The sequence below is a fragment of the Stenotrophomonas maltophilia genome, from assembly GCF_006974125.1.
In the GTDB taxonomy this organism is placed as follows: Bacteria; Pseudomonadota; Gammaproteobacteria; order Xanthomonadales; family Xanthomonadaceae; genus Stenotrophomonas; species Stenotrophomonas maltophilia_O.
This window is the reverse complement of sequence record NZ_CP037858.1, coordinates 1771739-1794781: the sequence shown is the minus strand read 5'-3', so window position 1 is coordinate 1794781 and position 23043 is coordinate 1771739. Positions and strand designations below refer to the sequence as shown.

Annotated in this window: 21 protein-coding genes; 17 read left to right on the top strand and 4 right to left on the bottom strand. The window is 66.8% G+C overall.

Annotated elements, in window-relative coordinates; translation table 11 throughout:
* Positions 1–704: 704 nt before the first annotated feature.
* The 3 genes from mltB (at position 705) to EZ304_RS08110 (ending at position 4445) form a co-directional block, all read left to right on the top strand.
* Complete coding sequence (gene mltB / locus EZ304_RS08120) at positions 705–1850, top strand: lytic murein transglycosylase B (protein ID WP_099551092.1); 1146 nt, start codon at positions 705–707, stop codon at positions 1848–1850.
* The gene (locus tag EZ304_RS08115; protein WP_142806759.1) at positions 1847–3124 is read left to right on the top strand and encodes a septal ring lytic transglycosylase RlpA family protein; all 1278 of its coding nucleotides are present in this window, start codon (positions 1847–1849) and stop codon (positions 3122–3124) included. Before mltB ends, EZ304_RS08115 begins: the two co-directional genes overlap by 4 nt.
* 100 nt (positions 3125–3224) lie before the next feature.
* Positions 3225–4445 (top strand): D-alanyl-D-alanine carboxypeptidase family protein, encoded by a 1221-nt coding sequence (locus EZ304_RS08110; protein WP_099551094.1) that lies wholly within the window; start codon positions 3225–3227, stop codon positions 4443–4445.
* 191 nt (positions 4446–4636) lie between these two features.
* Here EZ304_RS08110 and EZ304_RS08105 read toward each other — a convergent pair whose 3' ends face one another.
* Complete coding sequence (locus EZ304_RS08105; RefSeq protein WP_099551095.1) at positions 4637–5710, bottom strand: lipid A deacylase LpxR family protein; 1074 nt, start codon at positions 5708–5710, stop codon at positions 4637–4639.
* A 262-nt stretch (positions 5711–5972) separates the two neighbouring features.
* Here EZ304_RS08105 and EZ304_RS08100 point away from each other — a divergent pair, with 262 nt between their 5' ends.
* The 7 genes from EZ304_RS08100 to gnd all read left to right on the top strand — a co-directional run bounded on the left by EZ304_RS08100 (position 5973) and on the right by gnd (position 13392).
* Positions 5973–6251 carry a YbeD family protein gene (locus EZ304_RS08100; RefSeq protein ID WP_005411067.1) on the top strand — a complete coding sequence of 93 codons (279 nt, stop codon included), beginning with the start codon at positions 5973–5975 and terminating at the stop codon, positions 6249–6251.
* On the top strand, positions 6239–6949 hold the full coding sequence (gene lipB / locus EZ304_RS08095) for a lipoyl(octanoyl) transferase LipB (RefSeq protein WP_142806758.1): 711 nt from the start codon (positions 6239–6241) through the stop codon (positions 6947–6949). The genes EZ304_RS08100 and lipB overlap by 13 nt, the downstream gene beginning before the upstream one ends.
* 19 nt (positions 6950–6968) lie before the next feature.
* Positions 6969–7979, top strand: a complete 1011-nt coding sequence (lipA, locus tag EZ304_RS08090) for a lipoyl synthase (protein WP_099551097.1) — start codon at positions 6969–6971, stop codon at positions 7977–7979.
* 234 nt (positions 7980–8213) lie between these two features.
* Positions 8214–10391 (top strand): carboxy terminal-processing peptidase, encoded by a 2178-nt coding sequence (locus EZ304_RS08085; protein ID WP_126929464.1) that lies wholly within the window; start codon positions 8214–8216, stop codon positions 10389–10391.
* A gap of 241 nt (positions 10392–10632) precedes the next feature.
* The gene (locus tag EZ304_RS08080) at positions 10633–11223 is read left to right on the top strand and encodes a DUF2242 domain-containing protein (RefSeq protein WP_099551099.1); all 591 of its coding nucleotides are present in this window, start codon (positions 10633–10635) and stop codon (positions 11221–11223) included.
* Between the two features lie 17 nt (positions 11224–11240).
* Entirely contained in the window at positions 11241–12476 is a 1236-nt protein-coding gene (locus EZ304_RS08075; RefSeq protein WP_142808080.1) for a hypothetical protein, read from the top strand.
* Positions 12477–12486: 10 nt separating this feature from the next.
* The gene (gene gnd, locus EZ304_RS08070; protein ID WP_014648435.1) at positions 12487–13392 is read left to right on the top strand and encodes a phosphogluconate dehydrogenase (NAD(+)-dependent, decarboxylating); all 906 of its coding nucleotides are present in this window, start codon (positions 12487–12489) and stop codon (positions 13390–13392) included.
* A gap of 156 nt (positions 13393–13548) precedes the next feature.
* Here gnd and EZ304_RS08065 read toward each other — a convergent pair whose 3' ends face one another.
* Positions 13549–14592: an oxidoreductase gene (locus EZ304_RS08065; protein WP_142806757.1), complete on the bottom strand. Its 1044-nt coding sequence runs from the start codon at positions 14590–14592 to the stop codon at positions 13549–13551.
* A 170-nt stretch (positions 14593–14762) separates the two neighbouring features.
* Here EZ304_RS08065 and EZ304_RS08060 point away from each other — a divergent pair, with 170 nt between their 5' ends.
* The 4 genes from EZ304_RS08060 to EZ304_RS08045 all read left to right on the top strand — a co-directional run bounded on the left by EZ304_RS08060 (position 14763) and on the right by EZ304_RS08045 (position 19149).
* Positions 14763–15146, top strand: a complete 384-nt coding sequence (locus EZ304_RS08060) for a BON domain-containing protein (protein WP_049429380.1) — start codon at positions 14763–14765, stop codon at positions 15144–15146.
* 232 nt (positions 15147–15378) lie between these two features.
* Entirely contained in the window at positions 15379–17196 is a 1818-nt protein-coding gene (locus EZ304_RS08055; RefSeq protein WP_099551102.1) for a sensor histidine kinase, read from the top strand.
* A complete protein-coding gene (locus EZ304_RS08050; RefSeq protein ID WP_005411057.1) occupies positions 17193–17633 on the top strand; it encodes a response regulator in 441 nt (146 codons plus the stop codon). The genes EZ304_RS08055 and EZ304_RS08050 overlap by 4 nt, the downstream gene beginning before the upstream one ends.
* A 4-nt stretch (positions 17634–17637) precedes the next feature.
* A complete protein-coding gene (locus EZ304_RS08045) occupies positions 17638–19149 on the top strand; it encodes a hybrid sensor histidine kinase/response regulator (protein ID WP_142806756.1) in 1512 nt (503 codons plus the stop codon).
* 75 nt (positions 19150–19224) lie between these two features.
* Here the strand turns inward: EZ304_RS08045 and EZ304_RS08040 are convergent, their stop codons facing one another.
* Complete coding sequence (locus tag EZ304_RS08040) at positions 19225–19968, bottom strand: 20S proteasome subunit A/B (protein ID WP_099551104.1); 744 nt, start codon at positions 19966–19968, stop codon at positions 19225–19227.
* A gap of 89 nt (positions 19969–20057) precedes the next feature.
* On the opposite strand from EZ304_RS08040, the gene folK reads away from it, so the two are divergent.
* Positions 20058–20543: a 2-amino-4-hydroxy-6-hydroxymethyldihydropteridine diphosphokinase gene (folK, locus tag EZ304_RS08035; protein WP_099551105.1), complete on the top strand. Its 486-nt coding sequence runs from the start codon at positions 20058–20060 to the stop codon at positions 20541–20543.
* 31 nt (positions 20544–20574) lie between these two features.
* On the opposite strand, the gene EZ304_RS08030 is transcribed toward folK, so the two are convergent.
* Entirely contained in the window at positions 20575–21312 is a 738-nt protein-coding gene (locus EZ304_RS08030) for a pteridine reductase (RefSeq protein WP_088479658.1), read from the bottom strand.
* A gap of 59 nt (positions 21313–21371) precedes the next feature.
* On the opposite strand from EZ304_RS08030, the gene EZ304_RS08025 reads away from it, so the two are divergent.
* Both EZ304_RS08025 and EZ304_RS08020 read left to right on the top strand, forming a co-directional pair.
* On the top strand, positions 21372–22556 hold the full coding sequence (locus EZ304_RS08025; protein WP_099551106.1) for a class I SAM-dependent methyltransferase: 1185 nt from the start codon (positions 21372–21374) through the stop codon (positions 22554–22556).
* Positions 22553–22945 carry a VanZ family protein gene (locus tag EZ304_RS08020; RefSeq protein ID WP_099551107.1) on the top strand — a complete coding sequence of 131 codons (393 nt, stop codon included), beginning with the start codon at positions 22553–22555 and terminating at the stop codon, positions 22943–22945. The genes EZ304_RS08025 and EZ304_RS08020 overlap by 4 nt, the downstream gene beginning before the upstream one ends.
* Positions 22946–23043: the final 98 nt, after the last annotated feature.

Genomic DNA, 23043 nt, shown 5'->3' with positions numbered 1-23043 from the left:
CAAGCGCAGCGCGCGACCCGCTTTTGATCTTCTTTTCTTCTCCGTGGGTGGCAGGCCACCGAAATCTGTCAGAGGGCGGTCGGGTTGGGTACGCGGGGGTGTCGGCCGCATGGATGCGGCTGCCAAGCCTCCAGGGACGGATTCACGGCGTCCCCCGCGTACCCGACCCGACCGACCCACTCGCAGCTTTTGCTTTCAGCGACCGACCCCACCCACGAGGGGCTGCGCCGTTGGCTGGAAATATCCTGACTCTGCGCAACGTCCCTTGTGAAAGCGTTCTCACAGCAGCCCGCAGTTGCATTGCCACTGACCGAAGTCCATAAAAAATGTAATCCGGTTCACACTTTTACGCTGCGTTGATCCTGATCAATGGACTTGTCGTAATCGGCCTGCACAATGGCGGCCCGTTCGGCACGGCGCGCCGTCAATCGTTGCAGCGCGAGGGGGCGTCGGGCGGGAAGCAGTACTGATCCAACGGGTACAGGGAGCGCGGAGCACTGCCACTGGGGAGCGGCAGCCGCGCGGGTACCGACCGGATCCGGTCGCCGGTTGCGTCTGCGGGGATGGGGACGCAACCGGCAACCTCTATCTGAATGGGGAAGTGCGATCACGACGTCTTCACATTTCCCGCTGAACGCGGGCAAATCGTTGTGATTCATGGTGTTAGGGGTTTTAATTCATCCATGACCTGCTAACCTGCGACGATGATTCGACGCACTCTGGCCTGCATGCTCACCCTCGGCCTGGTCGCCTGCGCGACCCAGCCGAAGTCCCCACCGTCTTCGCCCCAGGCCAGCAGTACGCCGCGCCAGCCCGCCGCCAAGGCCCATGGCCCGGCCGAGGCCGCGCCCGAAGCCGCCGCTGCCACCGCACCGCCGGTCGATCTCACACCGGTGCCGTTCGAGGTCGCGCGGGCCCGCTTCATTGCCGATACCGCCAAGCGCTATGGCCTGAAGCCGGAGCAGATCAGCAGCGTGCTCGACCAGGCGCAGGTGCGCCAGCCGATCATCGCCGCGATGTCGCGCCCGGCCGAACGGGTCAAGCCGTGGAACGAATACCGGCCGATGTTCATCAGCAAGGCCCGCATCGATGGCGGCCGCGCGTTCCTGGCCCAGCATCGCGCCGAACTGGATCGCGTGCAGCAGCGCACCGGCGTGCCGGCCGAAGTGATCGTGGCGATCATTGGCGTGGAAACCAGCTACGGAAAGAATGCCGGCAGCCATCGCGTGCTCGATGCGCTGTACACGCTGGCGTTCTACTACCCGCGCAGCGGCGACCCGGCCAAGCTGGAACGCGAAGTGCGCCGCGAGCTGTTCTTCCGCGACGAACTGGCCAAGCTGTTCGAGCTGGGCCGCGAAGAAAACCTGGACATCACCACGCTCAAGGGCAGTTATGCCGGTGCGATGGGCATGGGCCAGTTCATGCCGTCCAGCTATCTTGATTACGCGGTGGACGGCAACGGCGATGGCCGTCGCGACCTGTTCACCAGCTACGACGATGTGTTCTCGTCCATCGCCAACTACTTCGTGAAGAAGGGCGGCTGGGTGCGCGGCGGACAGGTGGCGGTGCCGGCCACGCTGGCGCCGGGGCGCGAGGAATTCAATCCGACCGAATGGATGCCGACCTGGTCGCTGGCCGACCTGGCGCAGCGCGGCTACCAGCCCAGCGCTGCAGTGCAGCCGGGCGCCACGGCTACGCCGATCACGCTTGAAGGCAGCACCGGCAAGCAGTACTGGCTGGGCTTCCAGAACTACTACGCGATCACCCGCTACAACCTCTCGAAGATGTACGCGATGGCCGTGTTCCAGTTGTCCCAGGCCATCGCCGGACAGGAGCTGCCCCCGGCATGAACATCAGATGGCTGGTCCCAGGCTTGATCGTCCTCGCGCTGGCTGCCTGCAGCAGCGCGCCGAAGAAGCCGGCCACGGCCGGCCATGGTGGCAAGTCGGGCGGCACCCTGGTGCAGGGGCGCGGCTCGCGGCCGGCACACTGTCCGGAAGGCTCGCCCTACGCGGCGGCCAAGGAAGACCTGAGTACCCGCGGCAACTACACCGCCGGTGGCCTGTACAAGCCGGGCGTGCGTGACAGCACGCCAGACTACATTCCGAACGTGGCCTGCATCCCCGAACCGGAAGTGACCGCCGAAGAACGCTCGGCGATCGGCAACAAGACGCCGTACGTGGTGCTGGGCAAGTCGTACAAAGTGCTTGACGACACCCGCAACTATGTCGAGCGCGGCACCGCGTCGTACTACGGCGCCAAGTTCCATGGCCGCCTGACCTCCAACCGCGAGGTCTACGACATGTATCAGTTCACCGCTGCGCACAAGACGCTGCCGCTGCCCAGCTTCGCCCGCGTGACCAACCTCGACAACGGCGAGTCGGTGATCGTGCGCGTCAACGATCGCGGTCCCTTCCATGATGGCCGCGTGGTCGATCTCAGCTATGCCGCCGCTGTGCGCCTGGGCATCACCCAGCGTGGCACCGGCAACGTGGAAGTACGCGCGCTGCAGCCGGGTGAGGGCAACCTGCTGGCGCAGAAGCCGTCGCGCCGCGAGCGCCGTGCCGCCGAAGCAGCAGCCGCAGCAGCCGTGGCCAGTGCGCGCCCGACGCCAGCCGCACGCGCCACCGCCGACAGCGACATCGATCGCCTGGTCAAGCGCCTGCCGGGCGACAGCATGCCTGCGCGTGGCCAGCCGGCCACCACCCAGGGCGTGGCCAGCACGCTGCCGGACGTGGCGGTCAGCAGCCTGCCACCGAGCGCGCCGCCGGCGCGCAGCACGGTGCCCGCTCCGGTTGTCTTGGCCAGCACCACTCCGCGCGCGGTGGCGCCGGCACCGGTGCGCAGCGCATCGACCACGCCGGCCGCACCCAGCCTGTCGCAGCAGGTGGTGGGCGCGGTGATGGTGCAGGTCGCCAGCTTCTCCAACCGCGACAACGCCAACCGCGCGATGGGCCAGCTCAGTGCCGCCGGCATCGTCGGCGCGACCATCAGTGACATCGCCGCCGGTGGCCGTACCCTGTTCCGCCTGCGCGTTCCTGCCAGCGACCATGCCAGTGCTGCGGAACTTGTCGGTCGCATCGCCGGTCTTGGCCTGGGTTCGCCGCAGATCGTCAAGGATTGATCCGCCCGGGCCGGTGCTGCCGGCCCATGCTCCCCCGGCCTTACAATGGCCGTTACGTTCCACCCTCCATTCCCGGCCGTCCCCTGGAGCCTGCTGTCCAATGAATTTCCGTTCCGCCGCCACCGCCCTGGCCGCCACCCTGGTGGTGGGCCTGGCTTCCGCCCAGACGCCGCTGCCGACTCCGGCCACGCCGGCGCCCGCCGCCGCCGCTGCCGCCCCGGCCACCGTCGCCACTCCGCCGGCCCCGGCGCCGAGCGTGTCCAAGGCCTGGGTGCTGATGGATTACGCCACCGGCCAGGTGCTGGCCGGCGAAAACATCAACGAACAGCTGGCTCCGGCCAGCATCACCAAGGTGATGACGTCCTACGTGATCGCCGCTGAGGTCAAGAACGGCAAGGTCCGTGCGGATGACCAGGTGATGATGAGCGAGCGCGCCTGGCGCGAAGGTGGCGCGGGTACCGATGGCAGCTACAGCGGCTTCCCGGTCAACCAGACCGCGCGCCTGGAAGACATGGAAAAGGGCATGGCGATCCAGTCCGGCAATGACGCCGCGATCGCCCTGGCCGAACACGTGGCTGGCAGCGAGGAAGCCTTTGCTTCGCTGATGAACAGCTATGCCGCCAAGATCGGCATGAAGAATTCGCACTTCGTCAACGCCCATGGCCTGACCGCTCCGGGTCACCACAGCAGCGCCTACGATCTGGCACTGCTGGGCCGCGCGATGGTGCGCGATTACCCGGAAACCTACGCGTACAACAAGATCAAGGAATTCCAGGTCGGCAACATCAAGCAGCCGAACCGCAACCTGCTGCTGTGGCGCGATGGCAGCGTGGACGGCATCAAGACCGGTCACACCTCGGAAGCCGGTTACTGCCTGATGAGCTCGGCCCAGCGTGGTGACCAGCGTCTGGTGGCCGTGGTGCTGGGCGGCCAGTCGGAAAAGCAGCGTGCCGATGACAGCCTGGCCCTGCTGAACTGGGGTTTCCGCTTCTTCGAAACCCACCGCCTGTACGAGCCGGGCAAGGCCGTGGCCGAGCACAAGGTCTGGAAGGGCACCACCGACAAGGTGCAGCTGGGCGTGGCCCAGCCGATGCTGGTGAGCGTGCCGCGCGGCCGCTACAACGACCTGAAGCCGAGCATCGATGTGCCCAAGACCCTGGAAGCACCGTTCACCGCTGGCCAGCAGATCGGCACCGTGAAGGTCACCCTGGATGGCAAGGTCATCGCCGAGGCACCACTGGTGGCGGTGGCTGCCGTTGAACAGGCCGGCTTCTTCAAGCGCCTGTGGGACAGCTTCTGGATGTGGTGGGAATCGGAATGATCCACGCCCCGGCGTGGTGAACGAAAAGGCCGGCAAATGCCGGCCTTTTCCGTTTCGGGATGCCGGCTCCGCATGATTCCCGGCCGGATGTGGGTGGTGCCGGCCGCTGGCCGGCTCCTCATGAACCCATCCGGATGTGCCAACAGCCGGCCAGCGGCCGGCACCTACCCGTTTCACCCTCAGCCCCTCGCTTACAGCGATCGGCTGATGGTGAAGCTGCCGAACACGGGTGCTTCGCGCTGGCCGTTGAACTCGCGCGTGCTGTGGTAACGCGCCGCGGCGAACTTCCAGCGTCCGTACATCACGGCCACGCCGTAGCCGCCGTAGGCCACCACATGGCGCTTGTCCACGCTGTGGCTGTTGCGGAACGTGTTGCCATCCAGCGTGATGTCGCGGATCACCCAGGCAGCGTCCGAGGTCGCGAACAGGTGCCAGGACCAGCCATTGGGACGGCCGCCGCGGGTCGGCGCAGTGTTTTCGCCGGCCGGGCGCAACGGCGTGCTGCCGAAGTCGTCCGGCAGCTTCCAGCCGAAGCGCACTTCACCGCCGAGGTTGGCCTTGGTTTCCAGGTTGCCGATCGATCCACCGTAGTGGCTGATCGCGTCCCAACCCCAGCCATCGGCATTGACGCTGGCATCGCCCGGCCAGCGGCGCATGCGCTCATGGGTCAGCATGAACAGGGGCTCGTTGTGCAGCTGGTTGTCCCAGCCCTTGAATTTCTCGTCGCCCAGCACTTCGTGCACGGCATTCTGCACCTGCTTGCCCTGTGCCCACGGGCCAACCACGCCCAGCGTCAGCTGGGTGGTCTGCAGGCGGTCGCCGCTGCGCGCATTGAAACCGAAGTTTGCGATCAGTACGCCGGCGTAAGGACGGTCGTCCTCGATCAGGTCCCTGCGGCTGAAATCGGTCGGGGTGAAGATGCCCTGGCCGATGCTGAAGATCATGTTCTGCTGTTCGAACTTGCCCGGATGCAGCCCTTCCAGGTACTGGTTCACCCAGCGCGCCATGCGTGGCAGGCAGGGGTCGTCGGTGTAATCGACCAGATTGGGCGAGACCAGGGTCAACAGTGCACCATTGGTGTAGCCCTGGTCCTGGTGGCGGCCGCCGAACAGGTCATTGTCGACGCGGAAATTGACCTGCGGCGGGTGGTCGCGCATCGCGTCCGGGCCACATTGTTCGGCCGCCTGGACGGCGAGGGGGAGGGCAGCAGCCAGCAGGCCGGACAGCCCGAGGGCTGCAAGGCGGCGTTGGGAGGGGGGGCTCATGGGAGAAGTTTTTTCTGTCTGTCGTTATATGCTGCGACACGGTACTCGCGCGAACGTGATGGAACGAGCGCGTTCGAATCACTTGTCTGTTCCGAAAACGACATTGTCTCGTGAAGACAATCCTGCACTGTCCTGCGGCGCCCCATGGGGTAACGGCCAATGCTGAACGGTCGTTCAGCTGCAACGCAGCGACTCACCGGTGCACTGTTTGACGTTGATGAATACTCTTGGGTTTGTTGGCCTGCGGCCCGATAATGGGTCCATGGAAATCAAGTCCGACAACCCCGACCACGGCTTCCAGTTCCCCGGCCAGTTCGAGCTCAGCGCCATGGGCCCGGCCAACCGCGGCCTGGAACATGAGCTCCCCCGCCTGCTGCTGGCTGCCGGCATCGATGTCGTCAATGAACGCATCAGCTGGAAGCATTCCTCCAACGGCAAGTACGTGTCCGTCCGCATCGTGTTCAAGGCCGAGAGCCGCGAACAGTACGACCTGGCGCATCAGGCGCTGCGCGACCACCCGGAAGTGAAGTGGACGCTGTAGCCGACAGCTGCCCGGCCGACGCCGCCCCGGAAGACCGTGCCCCGCGTCCGGCGGTGGTCCGTGACCTCGGCCGCCAGGCGTACGAGCCGGTGTGGCGCGCCATGCAGCGCTTCACCGACCAGCGCAGCGACACCGATGCCGACGAACTGTGGGTGGTCGAGCACGACCCGGTGTTCACCCTGGGCCAGGCCGGCAAGGACGAGCATGTGCTGGCGCCGGGCGATATCCCGGTGCTGCATGTGGACCGTGGCGGCCAGGTGACCTATCACGGCCCCGGCCAGCTGGTGGTCTATCCGCTGCTGCGCCTGCCACGGCTGGGCATCGGTGTGCGCGACTACGTGTGCCGCATCGAGCAGGCCATCATCGATACCCTGGCCGAGTGGAACATCGGCGCCGAACGCCGCGAGGGCGCCCCGGGCGTCTACGTCGGTGGCGCCAAGATCGCCGCGCTCGGCATCCGCGTGCGCCGCGGCTGTACCTTCCATGGCCTGGCCTTCAACGTGGCCATGGACCTGGAACCTTTCCACCGTATCAACCCCTGTGGCTATCAGGGGTTGCAGGTGACCTCGGTAGTAGACTTGGGCGGGCCCTCCGGGATGGAGGCCGTCAAGCCGGTGCTGCTGGACCACCTGGCCCGCCAGTTCGGCCTGCTGCTGCAGCCCACGCCCGAACTGCCTGATCTTTCTGCGGCCGCCTGACCGCCCCCCCGGAACTGCCATGACTGAAACCACCGCCCGTTCCATTCCCCTGCAGATCGTGCAGGGCGACTCTCCGTCCGCCGCGCCGTTGCAGGCCGGGGTCAAGCAGCTGGGCGGTGACAAGATCAACCGCTCGCCGGTGCAGTTCGCCGACGCGCCGGTGCTGCGCAAGCCGTCCTGGATCCGCGTGCGCATTCCTTCGGGCAATGCCGTGCAGAACCTGAAGGCCAAGCTGCGCGAAAACCGCCTGGTGACCGTGTGCGAGGAAGCCAGCTGCCCGAACATCCACGAGTGCTTCGGCCACGGCACCGCCACCTTCATGATCCTGGGCGAGGTCTGCACCCGCCGCTGCTCGTTCTGCGACGTGGCCCACGGCCGCCCGAAGCCCCCGGATGCCAACGAGCCGGCCAGCCTCGGCCAGACCGTGGCCGACATGGGCCTTAAGTACGTGGTGGTGACCAGCGTCGACCGCGATGACCTGCGCGACGGTGGTGCCCAGCACTTCGTCGACTGCATCACTGCCATCCGCGAGAAATCGCCGGGCACCCGCATCGAGGTGCTGACCCCGGACTTCCGTGGCAAGGGCCGCATGGAGCGCGCGCTGGAGATCCTGGCCCAGAACCCGCCGGATGTGTTCAACCACAACATCGAGACCGTGCCGGACCTGTATCGCAACGTGCGCCCGGGTGCGGACTACCAGTGGTCGCTGAACCTGCTGAAGAACTTCAAGGCACAGCACCCGGACGTGCCGACCAAGAGCGGCATCATGCTGGGCCTGGGCGAAGAGTTCGAACAGATCAAGGCCACCATGCGCGACCTGCGCGCGCACGACGTGGACATGATCACCATCGGCCAGTACCTGCAGCCGACCGCGCACCACCACCCGGTGCTGAAGTACTGGACCCCCGAGGACTACAAGGCGCTGGAAGACTACGGCTACGAGCTGGGCTTCAGCCACGTGGCCTCCGGCCCGATGGTGCGCTCGTCGTACCACGCCGACGTGCAGGCCAAGGGCGCCGGCGTCCGGTAAGCGGTTGCCGCCGGGCCACGGCCCGGCGCTGCCAATGGGTGCCACCACCAGCATGGTGGGTGCGGACCGTTGGTCCGCACGCCTTCGCCTGCATTCACAATTTGCTACACCGGCCCGGCTAGGCTGGTTTTCCACCGAGCGCGGCCGGGTGACAATCCCGGCAACTTTCGGCACTGTCGTGGTGTCTTAACACCCCGCAGTCTCCCCCTTGGCAAGGCGCCTTCGAGCACGTCAATGAAATTCAAAGCCCCCGCATTCCTGATGGCCCTGGCGCTGGTCGCGCCGTTGGCGTTGGCGGCCAAGGCCGACTCGCCCGCATTGCCCGCGGCGGCCACCGCCGACCAGGTGACCACCTCCAAGCTGGTCTACGGCCTGCTGTCCGACAGCCGCTACGCCTACCGCCCGCGCGCGCTGGACGAGGCCACCTCCAAGGATGTGTTCAAGCGCTATCTGGAAACGCTGGACGGCGGCAAGCAGTACTTCACCCAGGCTGACGTGGCGCGCTTCGCACCGTTCGAGGCCAACATCTCCTCGGCCATCCGTGGCGGCGAGCTGGAGCCGGCGTTCCAGGTGTTCGCCGTCTACAAGCAGCGCGTCGGCGAGCGCGTGGCCTATGCGCGCAAGCTGCTCAAGCAGGAGCCGGATTTCACCACCGACGAGCGCTTCGAGTACGACCGCAAGAAGGTGCCGTGGGCGGCCAGCAGCGCCGAACTGGATGAGCTGTGGCGCAAGTCGGTGAAGAACGACTGGCTGCGCCTGAAGCTGGCCGGCAAGAAGCCGGACGACATCCGCAAGACGCTGGACAAGCGCTATGCAACGCTGGAGAAGTCGGTCAACGAGCTGAAGGGCGAAGACGTCTTCCAGTTCTTCATGAATTCGTACACCAGTGCCGTCGATCCGCACACGGACTACTTCACCCCGCGCACTGCCGAGAACTTCAACCAGGCGATGTCGCTGTCGCTGGAAGGCATCGGCGCGCAGCTGCAGCGCCAGGACGACGTGGTGGTGATCCGCGAGATCATCGCCGGTGGTCCGGCCGCAGTGGACGGCACGCTGAAGCCGGGTGACCGTATCGTCGGCGTCGGCCAGGGCAAGTCCGGCCTGGTCGAGGATGTGATCGGCTGGCGTATCGACGATGTCGTGGCCAAGATCCGTGGCGCCAAGGACACCCAGGTCAAGCTGGAATTCATTCCGGCTGCCGAAGGTGCCGACGGCAAGCACCACACCCTGGTGCTGACCCGCCAGAAGGTGCGCCTGGCCGAGCAGGCCGCCAAGGGCGAGACCATGACCATTCCGGCCGCCAATGGTGAGCCGGCGCGCAAGGTCGGCGTGATCAAGCTGCCGACTTTCTACCAGGACTTCGAAGGCCGTCGCCGCAATGCGGCCGACTACGCTTCGGCCACCCGCGACGTGGCCAAGCTGCTGGCTGGCTTCAAGAACGACAAGCTGGACGGCGTGGTGCTGGATCTGCGCAACAACGGCGGTGGTTCGCTGGATGAAGCCATTGAATTGACCGGCCTGTTCATCGAGCAGGGCCCGGTGGTGCAGGTGCGCGAGTCCGGTGGCCGCGTCACCGTCAACAGCGACCGCAACCAGGGCGTGGCATGGGATGGCCCGCTGGCGGTGCTGATCAACCGCGGTTCGGCTTCGGCTTCGGAAATCTTCGCCGGTGCCATCCAGGACTACGGTCGTGGCCTGGTGATCGGTGAGACCAGCTTCGGCAAGGGCACCGTGCAGAACATCGTCGACCTTGACCGTTGGCCGAGTGGCGAGACCCAGCGCTTCGGCCAGGTCAAGCTGACCATCGCCCAGTTCTTCCGCATCAGCGGCAGCAGCACCCAGCACAAGGGTGTGGTGCCGGACCTGGCCTTCCCGGCCAGCGTCGATGCCACCGAATTCGGTGAAAGCACCTACGACAACGCACTGCCGTGGACCCGCATCGCCGCCGTACCGCACACCCAGTACGGCAACTTCGCGCCGCTGCTGCCGAAGCTGGAAACCCGCCATGACGCGCGGATTGCCGCCGACAAGGAATTCCAGTGGTGGAACGAGGACGTGGAGCAGTTCCGCACCGAGGCCGCGAAGAAGTACATCTCGCTGAACGAGGCCACCCGCCGCGCCGAGCGTGAGCGCCAGGACACCCAGCGCAAGGAGCGCCAGGCGATGCGCAAGGAACTTGGCCTGGCCCTGGACCCGCTGGCCGATGACAGCAACGACGACGGCCTGACCGGCAACGAGCGCGACATCGTCAAGGATGCCGCCCGCGAGAAGGCTGCCGAGAAGCGTCCTGACCCGCTGCTGCGCGAGTCGGCCTCGATCCTGGCCGATGCGGTGAACCTGCTGGCCAATGACCGCCCGCTGTCGGCGCAGGTGCTGCCGCAGTCGACCGGCGCCGGTCGCTGGGCGGACTGAGCCGGTAGCGACATGTGAAACGGAGGGGCCGGCATTGCCGGCCCCTTTCTGTTTGGGGACCTCGTTCACGGTAGCGCCGGGCCATGCCCGGCGAGCGAAGTGCCACAAACGACTTAATCCCCTCCGTCCCCTTTTACGTGCATGAACCGGCAGCAACGGGGTGGCCCGGTCATGCCGGTTTCGACCTGCCGCACACGACTGCGGGACTACCCTTGCCGGTACCGTCCTCGCAGGAGTACCCATGCGGGCCTCCCGTCTTTCTAGCGTTGCCGTGGCGCTCTCCGGCGCCCTGATCCTGTCGGCCTGTGGTGGCCGTGCCGCCGACAGTACCCTGCTGCGCGAATCCTTCGATTCCGGCGATACCTTCTCGCGCACCGTCGATGGTCGCCCGGGGGATGCGTGCGAGGCTGCGCGGCGCACCCTGCTCAGCCAGGGCTATGCCATCGCCCGTTCCGACGCGGCGCAGGTGGAAGGCAGCAAGAATTTCCAGCCGCGTGAAGACGATCACGAGCAGCTGGTGCTGCGTATTTCCTGCGCACCGCGGGGGAACCAGACACTGGTGTTCGTCAGTGCCGTGCAGGATCGCTATGCGTTGAAGAAGAGTCCGACCTCGGCCAGTGTCGGTGTCGGCGCGCTCGGATCTGTATCGCTGCCGTTCGGCAGCAATGACGACTCGCTGGTGAAAGTGGCCAGCAGCACGGTCACCGACGCCGAGTTCTATCGTCGCTTCTTCCAGCGCCTGCAGCAGTACCTTCCGGCGGAGGCAGGCAAGCACGTGCCGCCCGCGGCCACACCCCCGGAGCCGGCACCGGCCAGCACGGACCAGGGTTGATCGTGCGCGGCAGATGGATGGGCGTGGCCCTGCTGCTGCCCGCGCTGGGCGTGACTGCCGCGCCGCTGGACTGTACGGAAGGCCTGCTGCAGCGGTTGGGATGGCGCTTCGAAGTGCGTGCGATGGGTGCACCGCAGGTGCACGGTGGCCCGGTATGCACGCGCGCGTCGCTGGCCGGGGCGCACGCGGCGGGCGATCTGCGCGTGCAATGGCCAGCGGACATGCCCGCTGCAGCGCGCAAGGCGTTGCTGCAGCAGGTGCTGGACGATCCGGCAACCGTCTGCGCCTACGCCTTCGAGCTGGGTGCAGCCACGCAACGTGCCGCTACTGCACTGCAGGGCAACCCAAGATTCCGTTTCTCTGGCCTGCAGCTCGGTTGGATCGGCTTCGGCCTGCACGGCGCACAGGCGCAAGGCTGGCAGCGCACGCGAAGCTTCGGCCGCGGTTTCGTGCCCACTGCGGGCAACAGCCAGGCGCTGCAGGCGTTCTACAGCGGCAATGTGCGCGCCGAATGCGGAGTCGGTCGTCAGGTCGCTCAATTGGCCACCCAGCGCGAACTGTATGGCGACACGGCATTCGATGCTGAATTTGCCGCAGGCGAACTGTCGATCGGCACCTTCCTTGCGTTGCACGTTACCGACAGCATCCTGCTCGGCGCGCATGCAGGTGATTTCCTTGCCGATGGCAAGGCAGTGCGCACGTCGGCGATGGGGCGCCAGGCCTTCGTTGGCGCGCCCGGCTTCATCGAGCACGTGTATGACAAGAGCACGCTGGATGATCTGAGCAACCAGGCCGAGAACTTCGTCGTGGTTTCAGTGGGCGGAGACGCTGCGCAGGCCCTGGCGCTGCACGGCGGCCTGGCCTGGTATGACCAGCGCAATGCCGAGCTGTGGAAACTTGCGCGGGACATCCCGCGTGTTGGCCAGCGCTACTTCGAGCGCCTGCTGTTCGAACGCGACCCGTACCTGCGCGCGCGGCTGGAACCGCGCTACCACGCCACGCTGGCACGCATGGACCAGCTGCTGGACGATCCGTTCTACCAGCAGTTCGTGATCTATGTGCACCCGCGCGGTATACGTCCCATCGGCTACCACATCGCCCGCCTGCTCGACCGCAACCCGCGAACCCCGTTTTCGATCGACCTGGCAGTGCACAATCTGCATACCACGCTCTACCGGCGTTGGCGCGAGGCGCAGCTGCGCCACTGCGCGGCTACCGGCAGGCCAGGCAGCCTGACCCTAGACCCCAACTGAAGGTGAAACAATGGATATTGCAATGATCGGCCTCGGCCGCATGGGCGCCAACATGGCCCAGCGCCTGCATCGCGGCGGCCACCGCGTGGTCGGCTACGACCCGGGCGAAGGTGCCCGCCAGCGCGCCGCCGAGGCCGGCCTGGAGGTGGTGGATTCGCTGGCCGCTGCAGTTGCCGCGCTGCCGGTGCCGCGCGTGGTGTGGCTGATGGTGCCGGCCGGCGAAACCGTCGACCAGACCCTGGGCCAGCTGACCCCGCACCTGGCCGAAGGTGACATCGTCATCGACGGCGGCAACTCCAACTACCAGGACTCGATCCGCCGCGCCAAGGCGCTGGCCGAGGATGACCTGGGCTACGTCGACTGCGGCACCAGTGGTGGCGTGTGGGGCCTGCAGGAAGGCTACAGCCTGATGGTCGGTGGCGAAGCGTCGGTGGTGGAGCAGATCGCACCGCTGCTGCGCACGCTGGCACCGGCCGAAGACCGTGGCTGGGGGCGTGTCGGCCCGTCCGGCGCTGGCCACTTCACCAAGATGGTCCACAACGGCATCGAGTACGGAATGATGCAGGCCTACGCCGAAGGCTTCGCGCTGATGGAGCGCAAGCAGGAAATGGAACTGGACCTGGCCCAGGTGGCCGAAGTCTGGCGCCACGGCAGTGTGGTGCGTTCGTGGCTGCTGGACCTGAGCACCGAAGCGCTCAAGCGCAATCCGTCGCTGGATGGCATCGCCCCGTACGTGGAGGATTCCGGCGAAGGCCGCTGGACCGTGGCCGAAGCGATCGCGCTCGATGTGCCGGCACCGGTGATCACCCTGTCGCTGCTGGAACGCCTGCGTTCGCGCGAATCGAATTCGTTCACCGACCGCCTGCTGTCGGCGATGCGCAACGAGTTCGGTGGCCACGCGATCAAGAAGTCGTAAGCACCGATTGGCGTAGATCCACGCATGGCGTGGATCTACGTGTCGACCAAGGTCGACACCCACCAGGACCCACTCCGCCATCTCGCGGATAGCCGGCTTTTGCTGTTGCCGGCCAGCGGCCGGCACTACCGGGGGGGCAGGGCGCAGCCCTGCCGGTCAACCCAACTGCACTCGCCGCCCCTCGCGGGCACTGTCCATGCCTGCCTGCAGCAGCCGCATCAGCTGCAGTGCCTGCACGGGACTGACCGTGGCTTCGCCGTCGCCATGCATGGCCGCTGCGAACTGCGCATACAACCGCCGGTAGTCACCGGGCAGATTGTCGACGGTGCTGCGCTGCAGGTTGTCCTCGGCATCACAGCGCACCAGCTCGCCATGCCGCGGGTCGATGCCCCAGCCGGGCGCACCGGGTGCAGCACCACGGCGCAGCTGCGCTTCCTGCACATCCAGGCCATGTTTGATCCAGCTGGCCTTGCTGCCATGCACGCTGAAGTGCGGTGTGGGCGCTGCCACCAGGGAGCCGGAATGCACGATCGCGCGATGCCGTGGGTAGTGCAGCACGGCGTGGAAGTAGTCGATGCCGCTGCCGCCGTCGCGCTGCACGGCCAGATCGGCATCGATCGCCTCGGGCCAGCCGAACAGCACCAGCATCTGGTCCAGCAGGTGCGGGCCCAGGTCGTACCACAGGCCACTGCCGGGACCGTCCTGTTCGCGCCAGCGGTCGCGCACCTGTGGACGGTAGCGATCGAAGTGCGCATGGCGCTCGGCAATGTCACCCAGCGTCGCGTCCGCAAGCAGCGCCTGCAGCGTGAGGAAGTCGGCATCGAAGCGCCGGTTCTGGAACACGGTGGCGATGCGTCCGGCATCGCGTGCCGCAGCCAATACCGTTTCCGCTTCGGCCACGTCCAGCGCGAACGGCTTGTCAACCAGCACATGCTTGCCCGCAGCCAGTGCCGCGATTGCCAGCGGCGCATGCTGTTCATTCGGCGTGGCGATTACTACGGCATCCACGGCCGGATCGTCGAACACCTCCTGCGGCGTGGCACGCACGTGCACGTCGCTGAACGCGCGCAGCAACGTGTCGCGCTGCGAACTGACGATGCTGTGCAGCGCCAGGCCGGGTGTGTGCTGGATCAGCGGTGCGTGGAAGACACGGCCGGCGAGGCCGTAGCCGATCAGGGCCAGTTGCAGGTCGGGGCGCATGACAGAGCTCCGGCAGTGGGAAGGGCAGGGTAAACGACGCGGGGTCACGAGCCAAAGCTGAACGGTTGTCGTTGCAGATGCCCCGATTCACAGCGGCATGACCGCAACGCCACGCCTGCTCTACGTCGGTCTGTCCAGACTGGCAGCACATTCCGAAGGAGTACGACACGATGAGCAATACGACCCGCACGCTGATTGCCTCCGCCCTCACGCTGGGCCTGGCGCTGTCCTCCTCGGCCGCATTCGCCAAGGATCCGGCTGCGAAGAGCCCGCCGACGAGTGCGCATCCGGCGACCCATGCTGATCGCCACGATTCCAACGAGCCGGTGACCGATACCTGGATCACCACCAAGGTGAAGGCCGACCTGCTCGCCAGCAGCAACGTTCCGGGTACCGAGATCAAGGTGGAAACCGTGAACGGCGTGGTCAGCCTGAGCGGTGCCGTGGCCACCCAGGCCGAGAAGGACAAGGCGGTCACCACCGCCAAGGGCATCAAGGGCGTGACCCGCGTCGATGCTGCCGCATTGAAGGTCAGCGCTGCGGCCAAGCGCTGAACCCGGTGGGCGCCCCGGCATGGGGCGCCCGCTGCCGTGTAGAGCCGAGCGCATGCTCGGCTGACTTTGGGTACCAGCCGAGCGTGGGCTCGGCTCTGCAGTGGGGTTTCCGTAACCCGTTCAGCCAACCAGTCTGAAACCCCAGACTTGTGACCGCCTGCGCTATATTGCCGGTTCCGCCGCAGCCGGGCTCGTCCCGGACAACGCTACGCGGCCGTGCTGACGAGGAACTATGGCGCTGGTTTTCAGTGACGACATCTGGGACCGTTGGCGGTTGCCGGCCCTGGCGCTGGCCGCTGCCGCGATCATCGTGGTGCCGTGGTTGACTCTGCGCAAACTGCAGCAGGACAACGAACAGGCGATGGCCTGGGTCAACCATACCCAGGCCGTGGGTGTGGCCCTGCAACAGCTGCAGGCCGACGTACGCGATGTCGAGTCGGCGGCGCTGACGCTGTCCAAGGGTGTGGATGCGCCGGGGCTGCGCGAGCGCATGGCCAAGGCCAACGACATCCCTGGACGCCTGGCCGAACTGGGCCGGATGACCCGCGACAATCCTGACCAGCTGATCCGCATCGGTCGTATCGAGTCGATGCTGGAAGGCCGCATGGCACTTGCCCGTGAGCTCGCGAAATCCGAGCCCAACAGTGATCAGCGCGAGCTGGTGCAGGATCTGAGCACGCGCTATCCGATCCGTGGCCTGGTGGAAGAACTGCAGGCCAGCGAGCAGAAACTGCTGACATTGCGAGCCGACCAGGCTGCGCGCCAGCGCAGGCAGACCGAGCTGGTGTCGTGGAGTTCGCTGGTGGTGCAGCTGGCGCTGCTTGGCCTGGTGCTGTGGCTGCTGCAGCGACAGATCGGCCGCCGCCTGCATGCCGAACGACAATCGCTGCGTTCGGCCGCACGTGCGGCCTCGGTGCTGCAGACCGTGCGCGAGCCCATCGTGCTGCTCGACCGCGACCTGCGCGTGCAGCTGCACAACCCGGCCTTCGCCGAGCTGTACGGGCTGCAGGACGAACGTGCCGATGGCCTGCTGCTGGAAACAGTCGGCGACGGCGCCTGGAACGACGCCGTAGTGCGCCAGCGCCTGTCCGACGTGCTGCTGCGTGGCCGCGAGCTGTGGGATTTCGAGCACGAACAGCGCACCGCCGATGGCATGGCGCGTTACATGCTGCTCAATGCGCGGCGCATGCCGTTGCCGGATACCGATGACGAAGTCGTGCTTCTGACCATCAGCGATGTCACGGTGCAGCGTGCCGTGCAGATGCGCGTGGAAGAGCTGAACCGCCAGTTGGAGGGCAAGGTCGCGCAGGTATCCGAGGTCAACAGGGAACTGGAAGCCTTCAGCTATTCGGTCTCGCATGATCTGCGCGCGCCGCTGCGCCACGTGGCCGGATTCTCCGACAAGCTGTCGCGCCATCTGGGCGACGCCGCCGATGACAAGAGCCGCCACTACCTGGAGGTGATCTCCAGCTCAGCGCGGCGCATGGCGGCATTGATCGACGACCTGCTGGTCTACTCGCGGCTGGGCCGGGTGGCGATGCGCCAGCAGGCGGTGGACATGCAGTCACTTGTGGCTGATACCCGCGCCATGCTCGATTCCAACCTGCAGGCCGAGGCCGAGAACAGCGGCCATCTGCACCAGGTGGAGTGGAACATCGCCCCGCTGCCGATCGTGGTCGGCGACGAGAACATGATCCGCCAGGTCTGGCTGAACCTGCTCGGCAATGCGGTGAAGTATTCGGGCAACCGCGAGCCGGCGAAGATCCGCGTGGACTACCAGCCACAGCCTGACGGCGGTCATCAGTTCACGGTCAGCGACAATGGTGCAGGCTTTGACATGGCCTACGCCGGCAAGCTGTTCGGTGTGTTCCAGCGCCTGCACAAGGCCAGTGACTACCCGGGGACCGGCATCGGCCTGGCCAGCGTGCGCCGCGTGCTGACCCGCCATGGCGGCCGTATCTGGGCCGAGGCTGAGCCGGACGTTGGCGCCACCTTCCACTTCTACCTGCCTCCCGCGATCGATGCGGACAAACAAGGGCCTTCTGCATGACCACTCTGCGCACCATTCTTCTCGCCGAAGACAGCCCGGCGGATGCCGAAATGGCGATCGACGCCCTGGAAGAGGCGCGTCTGGCCAACCCCATCGTGCACGTCGAGGATGGCGTGGAAGTGATGGACTACCTGTTGCGCCGTGGTGCCTTCGCCAACCGCGAGGAAGGCCTGCCGGCCGTGCTGCTGCTGGACATCAAGATGCCGCGCATGGATGGCCTGGAAGTACTGCGGCAGATCCGCGAGCACGAAGAGCTCAAGCGCCTGCCGGTGGTGATCCTGTCGTCCTCGCGGGAGGAAAGCGACCTGGCCCGCAGCTGGGACATGGGCGTGAACGCCTATGTGGTCAAGCCGGTGGACGTGGACCAGTTCTTCGGCGCGGTGCAGACCCTGGGCAAGTTCTGGGCGTTGATCAACCAGGCACCGGAACTCGAGTGAGCCCATGCCCCTGACCGGTCCCGCCCTGGGGGCGCTGCGCATCCTGCTGGTGGAGGACTCACCGGAAGATGCCGAGCTGATGTCCGAACAGATGCTCGATGCGGGCCTGGAGGCCCGTTTCGAGCGCGTCGAAAGCGAGGCCGAACTGCGCCAGGCACTGGTCGCGTTCCAGCCGGACATCGTGCTGTCCGACCTGAGCATGCCGGGATTCTCCGGTGACGACGCGCTGCGCATCGTGCGTGAGACCTCACCGGAGGTGCCCTTCATCTTCGTCTCCGGCACCATGGGTGAGGAGAACGCGGTGGCGGCGCTGCAGAAGGGCGCCAACGATTACATCATCAAGCACCTGCCGGCGCGCCTGCCGTCGGCGGTGGCACGTGCGATCCGCGATGCACGCAGCGCGATCGAGCGCGCACGGGTGGAAACCGAACTGATGCGCGCGCAGCGCCTGGAAAGCCTGTCGCTGCTCGCTGCCGGCCTCAGCCACGACCTGCGCAACATCCTGCAGCCGCTGCTGATCATGCCGGACCTGCTGAAGGCGCGCACCGACGATCCGCAGCTGCATCATCTGGCCGATGTCATCGCCGAGTGCGGCCGCCGTGGCCATGAGATGGCCGAATCGATGCTGTCGTTCGTGCGCGGTTCGCGCAAGCCGAGCGAGCGCATCGAGATCGATGGCCTGTTCGATGCGGTGGCGCTGCTGTTGCGCAGCAACGTGCCCGACGCCGTGCGCCTGGAACTGCAGGTGCAGGACGAAGGCCTGGTGGTCGATGCCAACTACACCGAACTCCAGCAGGTGATGCTGAACCTGGCGCTCAATGCGATCCAGGCGATGCCCAATGGCGGCCGCCTGAGCCTCACCGCCAGCCATGCCGGCCAGCGCGATGGCGTGGACTGGATGCATATCCGCGTGGCCGACGAAGGCATCGGCATGGATGCGGATACGTTGTCGCATCTGTTCAATCCGTTCTTCACCACCAAGGCAGATGGCACTGGCCTGGGGCTGATTTCCTGCAAGCGCATCGTTGAAGGCGCCGGCGGCAGCATCCACGTCAGCAGCCAGCCGGGGCAGGGCACCTGCTTCGAACTGCGCCTGCCGATGCACGACGCCGTCGATGGCAGCGAGCCGATCGAACAGCTGGTGGCCTTGGGCAGCGGCCAGTCGATCCTGGTGGTCGATGGCGAAGCCACGCGCCTGTCGCTGCTGGGCAATGCGCTGTCCAGCCAGGGCTACCAGCTGCAGCTGGCGTCCGACGGCCCGGCCGCGCTGCGCTGGATGCAGCAGGAGGCGATGCCTGCGCTGGTGATCGCCGATGCAGGCTCAAAGCTGCTGCCGGCCAGCCAGCTGCTGGGCGAGATGGCCACGCTGGGCTATCGCGGCCCGGCACTGGTGCTGGAGGATCCGGCAGTGCCGGTTGCGGCCGATGCATTCCCGGACGGCGTGGAGGTGCATGTGCTGCACAAGCCACTGCAGATGCAGCAGGTGTTCCGTGCGGTGGCCGAAGCGCTGGGCTGACGTTCCGGTAGTGCCGGCCGCTGGCCGGCATTCATGTGTGGTGGAATCAACGCGGTTGCCGGCCAGCGGCCGGCACTACCGGTCCAAGGTTTCCCAGGGGAACCGCGGCAGGGCGTCCACCGCCTGTTCCAGCCGCCGCGACCAGTTCTGGTGGATGTCGGCATACAGCGCTGAATCCGCACCCAGCCGCAGCTGCTGGCCGATGCGCAGTTCACCATCGCGCAGCAGCGCCAGGTCGATCGGCAGGCCTACCGACAGGTTGGAGCGGATGGTCGAATCCAGCGACACGATTGCCGTCCGCGCCGCGTCCTCCAGGCGTGTGGCCGGGCTGAGGATGCGGTCGAGGATCGGCTTGCCGTACTTGGACTCACCGATCTGCAGATAGGGCGTCTCCGGCGAAGCAGCGATGGCGTTGCCGAGTGGATAGACCATGTACAGACCCGGCCGCTCGCCGGCGATCTGCCCGCCGAAGATCAGCGTGGCCTGGGTGTTGACCCCGTCATGGCCGTGCTCGCTGTGGCTGCTGTGCACCTGGCTGTCCACCAGCAGCTGGCCGACATACTCGGCGGCCTCGAACAGGTGGGTCATGTCGCGCAGGTTGGGCGTGCGCCGTTCACCGGCGTCGCGCCCCAGGCGTGACACCAGCAGCTGGGTGGTGGCCAGGTTGCCGGCCGCCATCAGCACGTAGGCTGCCTGGCCGGGGTACTCGAACACGTGCAGCTTGCGGTGCACGCGCACATCGTCCAGCGAGGCATTGGTCCGGGTGTCGGCAGCGAAGACCAGGCCTTCGTCCACCTCGATTCCAACGCAATAGGTCATGTCGGTGCCCTATCATGTGCGTCCCGGATTGTAGGCAGGCCGCCGTGACGACGGCATGTCCACGCCCCCATCGCTGCCACCTGAACCGCATGACGACCGTGCTCCTGAGCCTGGGCAGCAATGTCCAGCCCCGCCGCTACCTCCACGCCGCGGTGACGGCCCTGCGCGAGCGCTTCGGCGCGCTGCAGGTGTCGCCCGCCTACCGTACCGCCGCGGTCGGCTTCGATGGCCCGGCCTTCCTCAACAATGCGGTAGCGATCGAGACCGACCTGCCGCTGCAGGAGCTGGACGACTGGCTGCATGCGCTGGAAGACGCGCACGGCCGCGACCGCAGCGGGCCGCGCTTTTCCGACCGGACCCTGGACATCGACGTGGTGTTCTACGGCGACCTGGTGGTGGAAGGTCCCGGCCACCTGCGCATCCCGCGCCCGGAACTGAAGCATGCCTTCGTGCTGAAGCCGCTGGCCGACATCGCGCCGGACTTCATCGACCCGGTCAGTGGGCAGGACCTGGCCACGCTGTGGCGCGCGCACAAGCAGTTTGGCGAGGCGTTCGAGGTGGTGGACCTGGCATGAGGGAGGTTGCCGGCCAGCGGCCGGCACTACCTCAACTTACCGTGCGTCCACCATCCACGCGCAATGTGTGGCCGGTGACGAAGCTGGCCTCGGCCACCAGCCAATACACCGCTTCGGCGATTTCCTCCACGGTACCGATCCGCGCCAGCGGCGTGCGCGCCAGCAGCGCCTCGCGGGCGAAATCGTCCTTGCCCTGTTCCGGCCACAGGATCGCACCCGGCGCCACCGCATTGACCCGCACCTTCGGCGCCAGCTCCAGCGCCAGCGAGCGCGTGGCCATCTCCAGTGCGGCCTTGGCCATGGTGTAGGCGATGTGGTCGCGCATTGGATCGGTGCCGTGCAGGTCGGTCAGGTTGACGATGCAGCCCTGCTGGCGGCGCAGGTAGGGCGCCGCCGCCTGTGACAGCAGCAGTGGCGCGCGCGCATTGACCGCATACAGCTCGTCCATCGCCTCGGCGGTGACCTGGCCGAGCGGGGTGGGGAAGAAGTTGGACGCGTTGTTGACCAGCGCGTCCAGGCGGCCGAAATGGGTGACCGCTTGTTCCACCAGGTCGGACAGGGCGTCGGCGTCACGCAGGTCGGCCTGCAGCGCCAGCACGCTGCCGGGGCGCACGTTGTCGAAATCGAACGCGGCCTGCTGCAGCTCGGCGCTGGAGGTGTTGGCGTGCAGCACCACCGACCAGCCGCAGGCGTGGAACTGGCGGGCGATGGCCGCACCGATCCGGCGCGCGCTGCCGGTGATCAGGACCACGGGGTGGGTATCGCTCATCGAGGGTCCTCCAAGGCTCGGCTATCCTGTGCACCATTGTCACCGCATTCGAAGACGCCATGCAGCCCACCTTCCCCCTGCCCGAAGCCGATGCCCTGGCCCACAGCGACCAGCTGGCCGCCGCCCTGCGCGCCGAAATCCTTGCGCAGGGCGGGGCGATGCCCTTCTCGCGCTTCATGGAGCTGTGCCTGTATACCCCTGGCTGGGGTTATTACAGCGCCGGCGCCAGCAAGTTCGGTGGCAGTGGCGACTTCACGACCGCGCCCGAGCTCGGCAGCCTGTTCGCCGGCAGCGTGGCCAATGCGCTGGCACCGGTGTTCGCCCAGCTGGGTGCGCAGGCGCGGATGCTGGAGCTGGGCGGCGGCACGGGCGCCTTCGCCGAGGCGGTGCTGCTGCGCCTGGCCGAGCTGGACGCGCTGCCGTCGCGCTACGCCATCCTTGAACCCAGTGCCGACCTGCGCGAGCGCCAGCAGCAGCGCCTGCAGCAGAGCCTGCCAGCAGAGCTGGCGGCGCGCGTGGACTGGGTCGATCGCCCGTTCGAGGAGGACTGGGAGGGCGTGGTGTTTGCCAACGAGGTGATTGACGCGCTGCCGACTCCACGCTTCCTGATCCGCGATGGCGAGGTCTACGAGGAAACCGTCGAGCTTGATGGCGAAGGCAATTTCATCCGCGGCGCGCAGCCGGCCGACATCCTGCTCAATGGCGCGGTGCGCCACATCGAGCGTTATCTGGAGAAACCTTTCGCCGAGGGCTACCGTTCCGAAGTGCTGCCGCAGCTGCCGTACTGGCTGCAGGCGGTGGCCGGTGGCCTGCAGCGTGGCGCGATGCTGTTCGTCGACTACGGCTACAACCGCGGCGAGTTCTACCAGCACGATCGCGACGACGGTACCGTGCGTGCCTTCTACCGCCACCACGTGCACAACGACGTGCATCGCTGGCCAGGCCTGCAGGACATCACCGCATCGGTGGATTTCACCGCGATGGCCGAGGCGGGCATGCACGGTGGTTTCGAGCTGGCCGGTTACTGCAGCCAGGCCAGTTTCCTGCTCGGCAACGGCCTGGACCAGGTGCTGCTGCTGGCCGAGGAACGCACCGATGAAGTGGGGCGTATCCAGCTGCGCGACCAGGTGAAGAAGCTGACCCTGCCGACCGAAATGGGTGAGCGCTTCCAGGCCATCGGGCTGCAACGTGGCGTCGACTTCGAGCCGGCCTTCGAGCTGGGTGACCTGAGCTGGCGCCTGTGAGTGGAGCGCTGCCGCTGACCAAGCCGCTGCGGCGGCCGCGGCTGTGGACCGTGCTGTGGGTGCTGGCGGTGCTGCTGGTGGTCGTGGTCTGCCTGATTCCACCGCCGCCGATTCCGCTGCCGGAAAACAGCGACAAGGGCGAGCACTTCCTCGCCTATTTCATCCTGGCCGGCAGCGCAGTGCAGCTGTTCCGCCGCGGGCGTCCGCTGCTGTGGGTGGGCGTGGGGCTGGTGTTGATGGGCATTGGCATCGAATTCGCCCAGGGCGCGTTGACCAGCAACCGTACCGCCGACCCGATGGATGCGATTGCCAACACCATTGGCGTGCTGGCCGGCATGGCCACGGCCCTGACACCGTTGCGCGACCTGCTGCTGCGCTGGCGCGGGTAGAGGCGTGCCAACCAAGGTTGGCACCCACCCGTAGATCCACGCCATGCGTGGATGGACTGCCCGAGGTGCCGACCAAGGTCGGCACCCACCAGGACAGA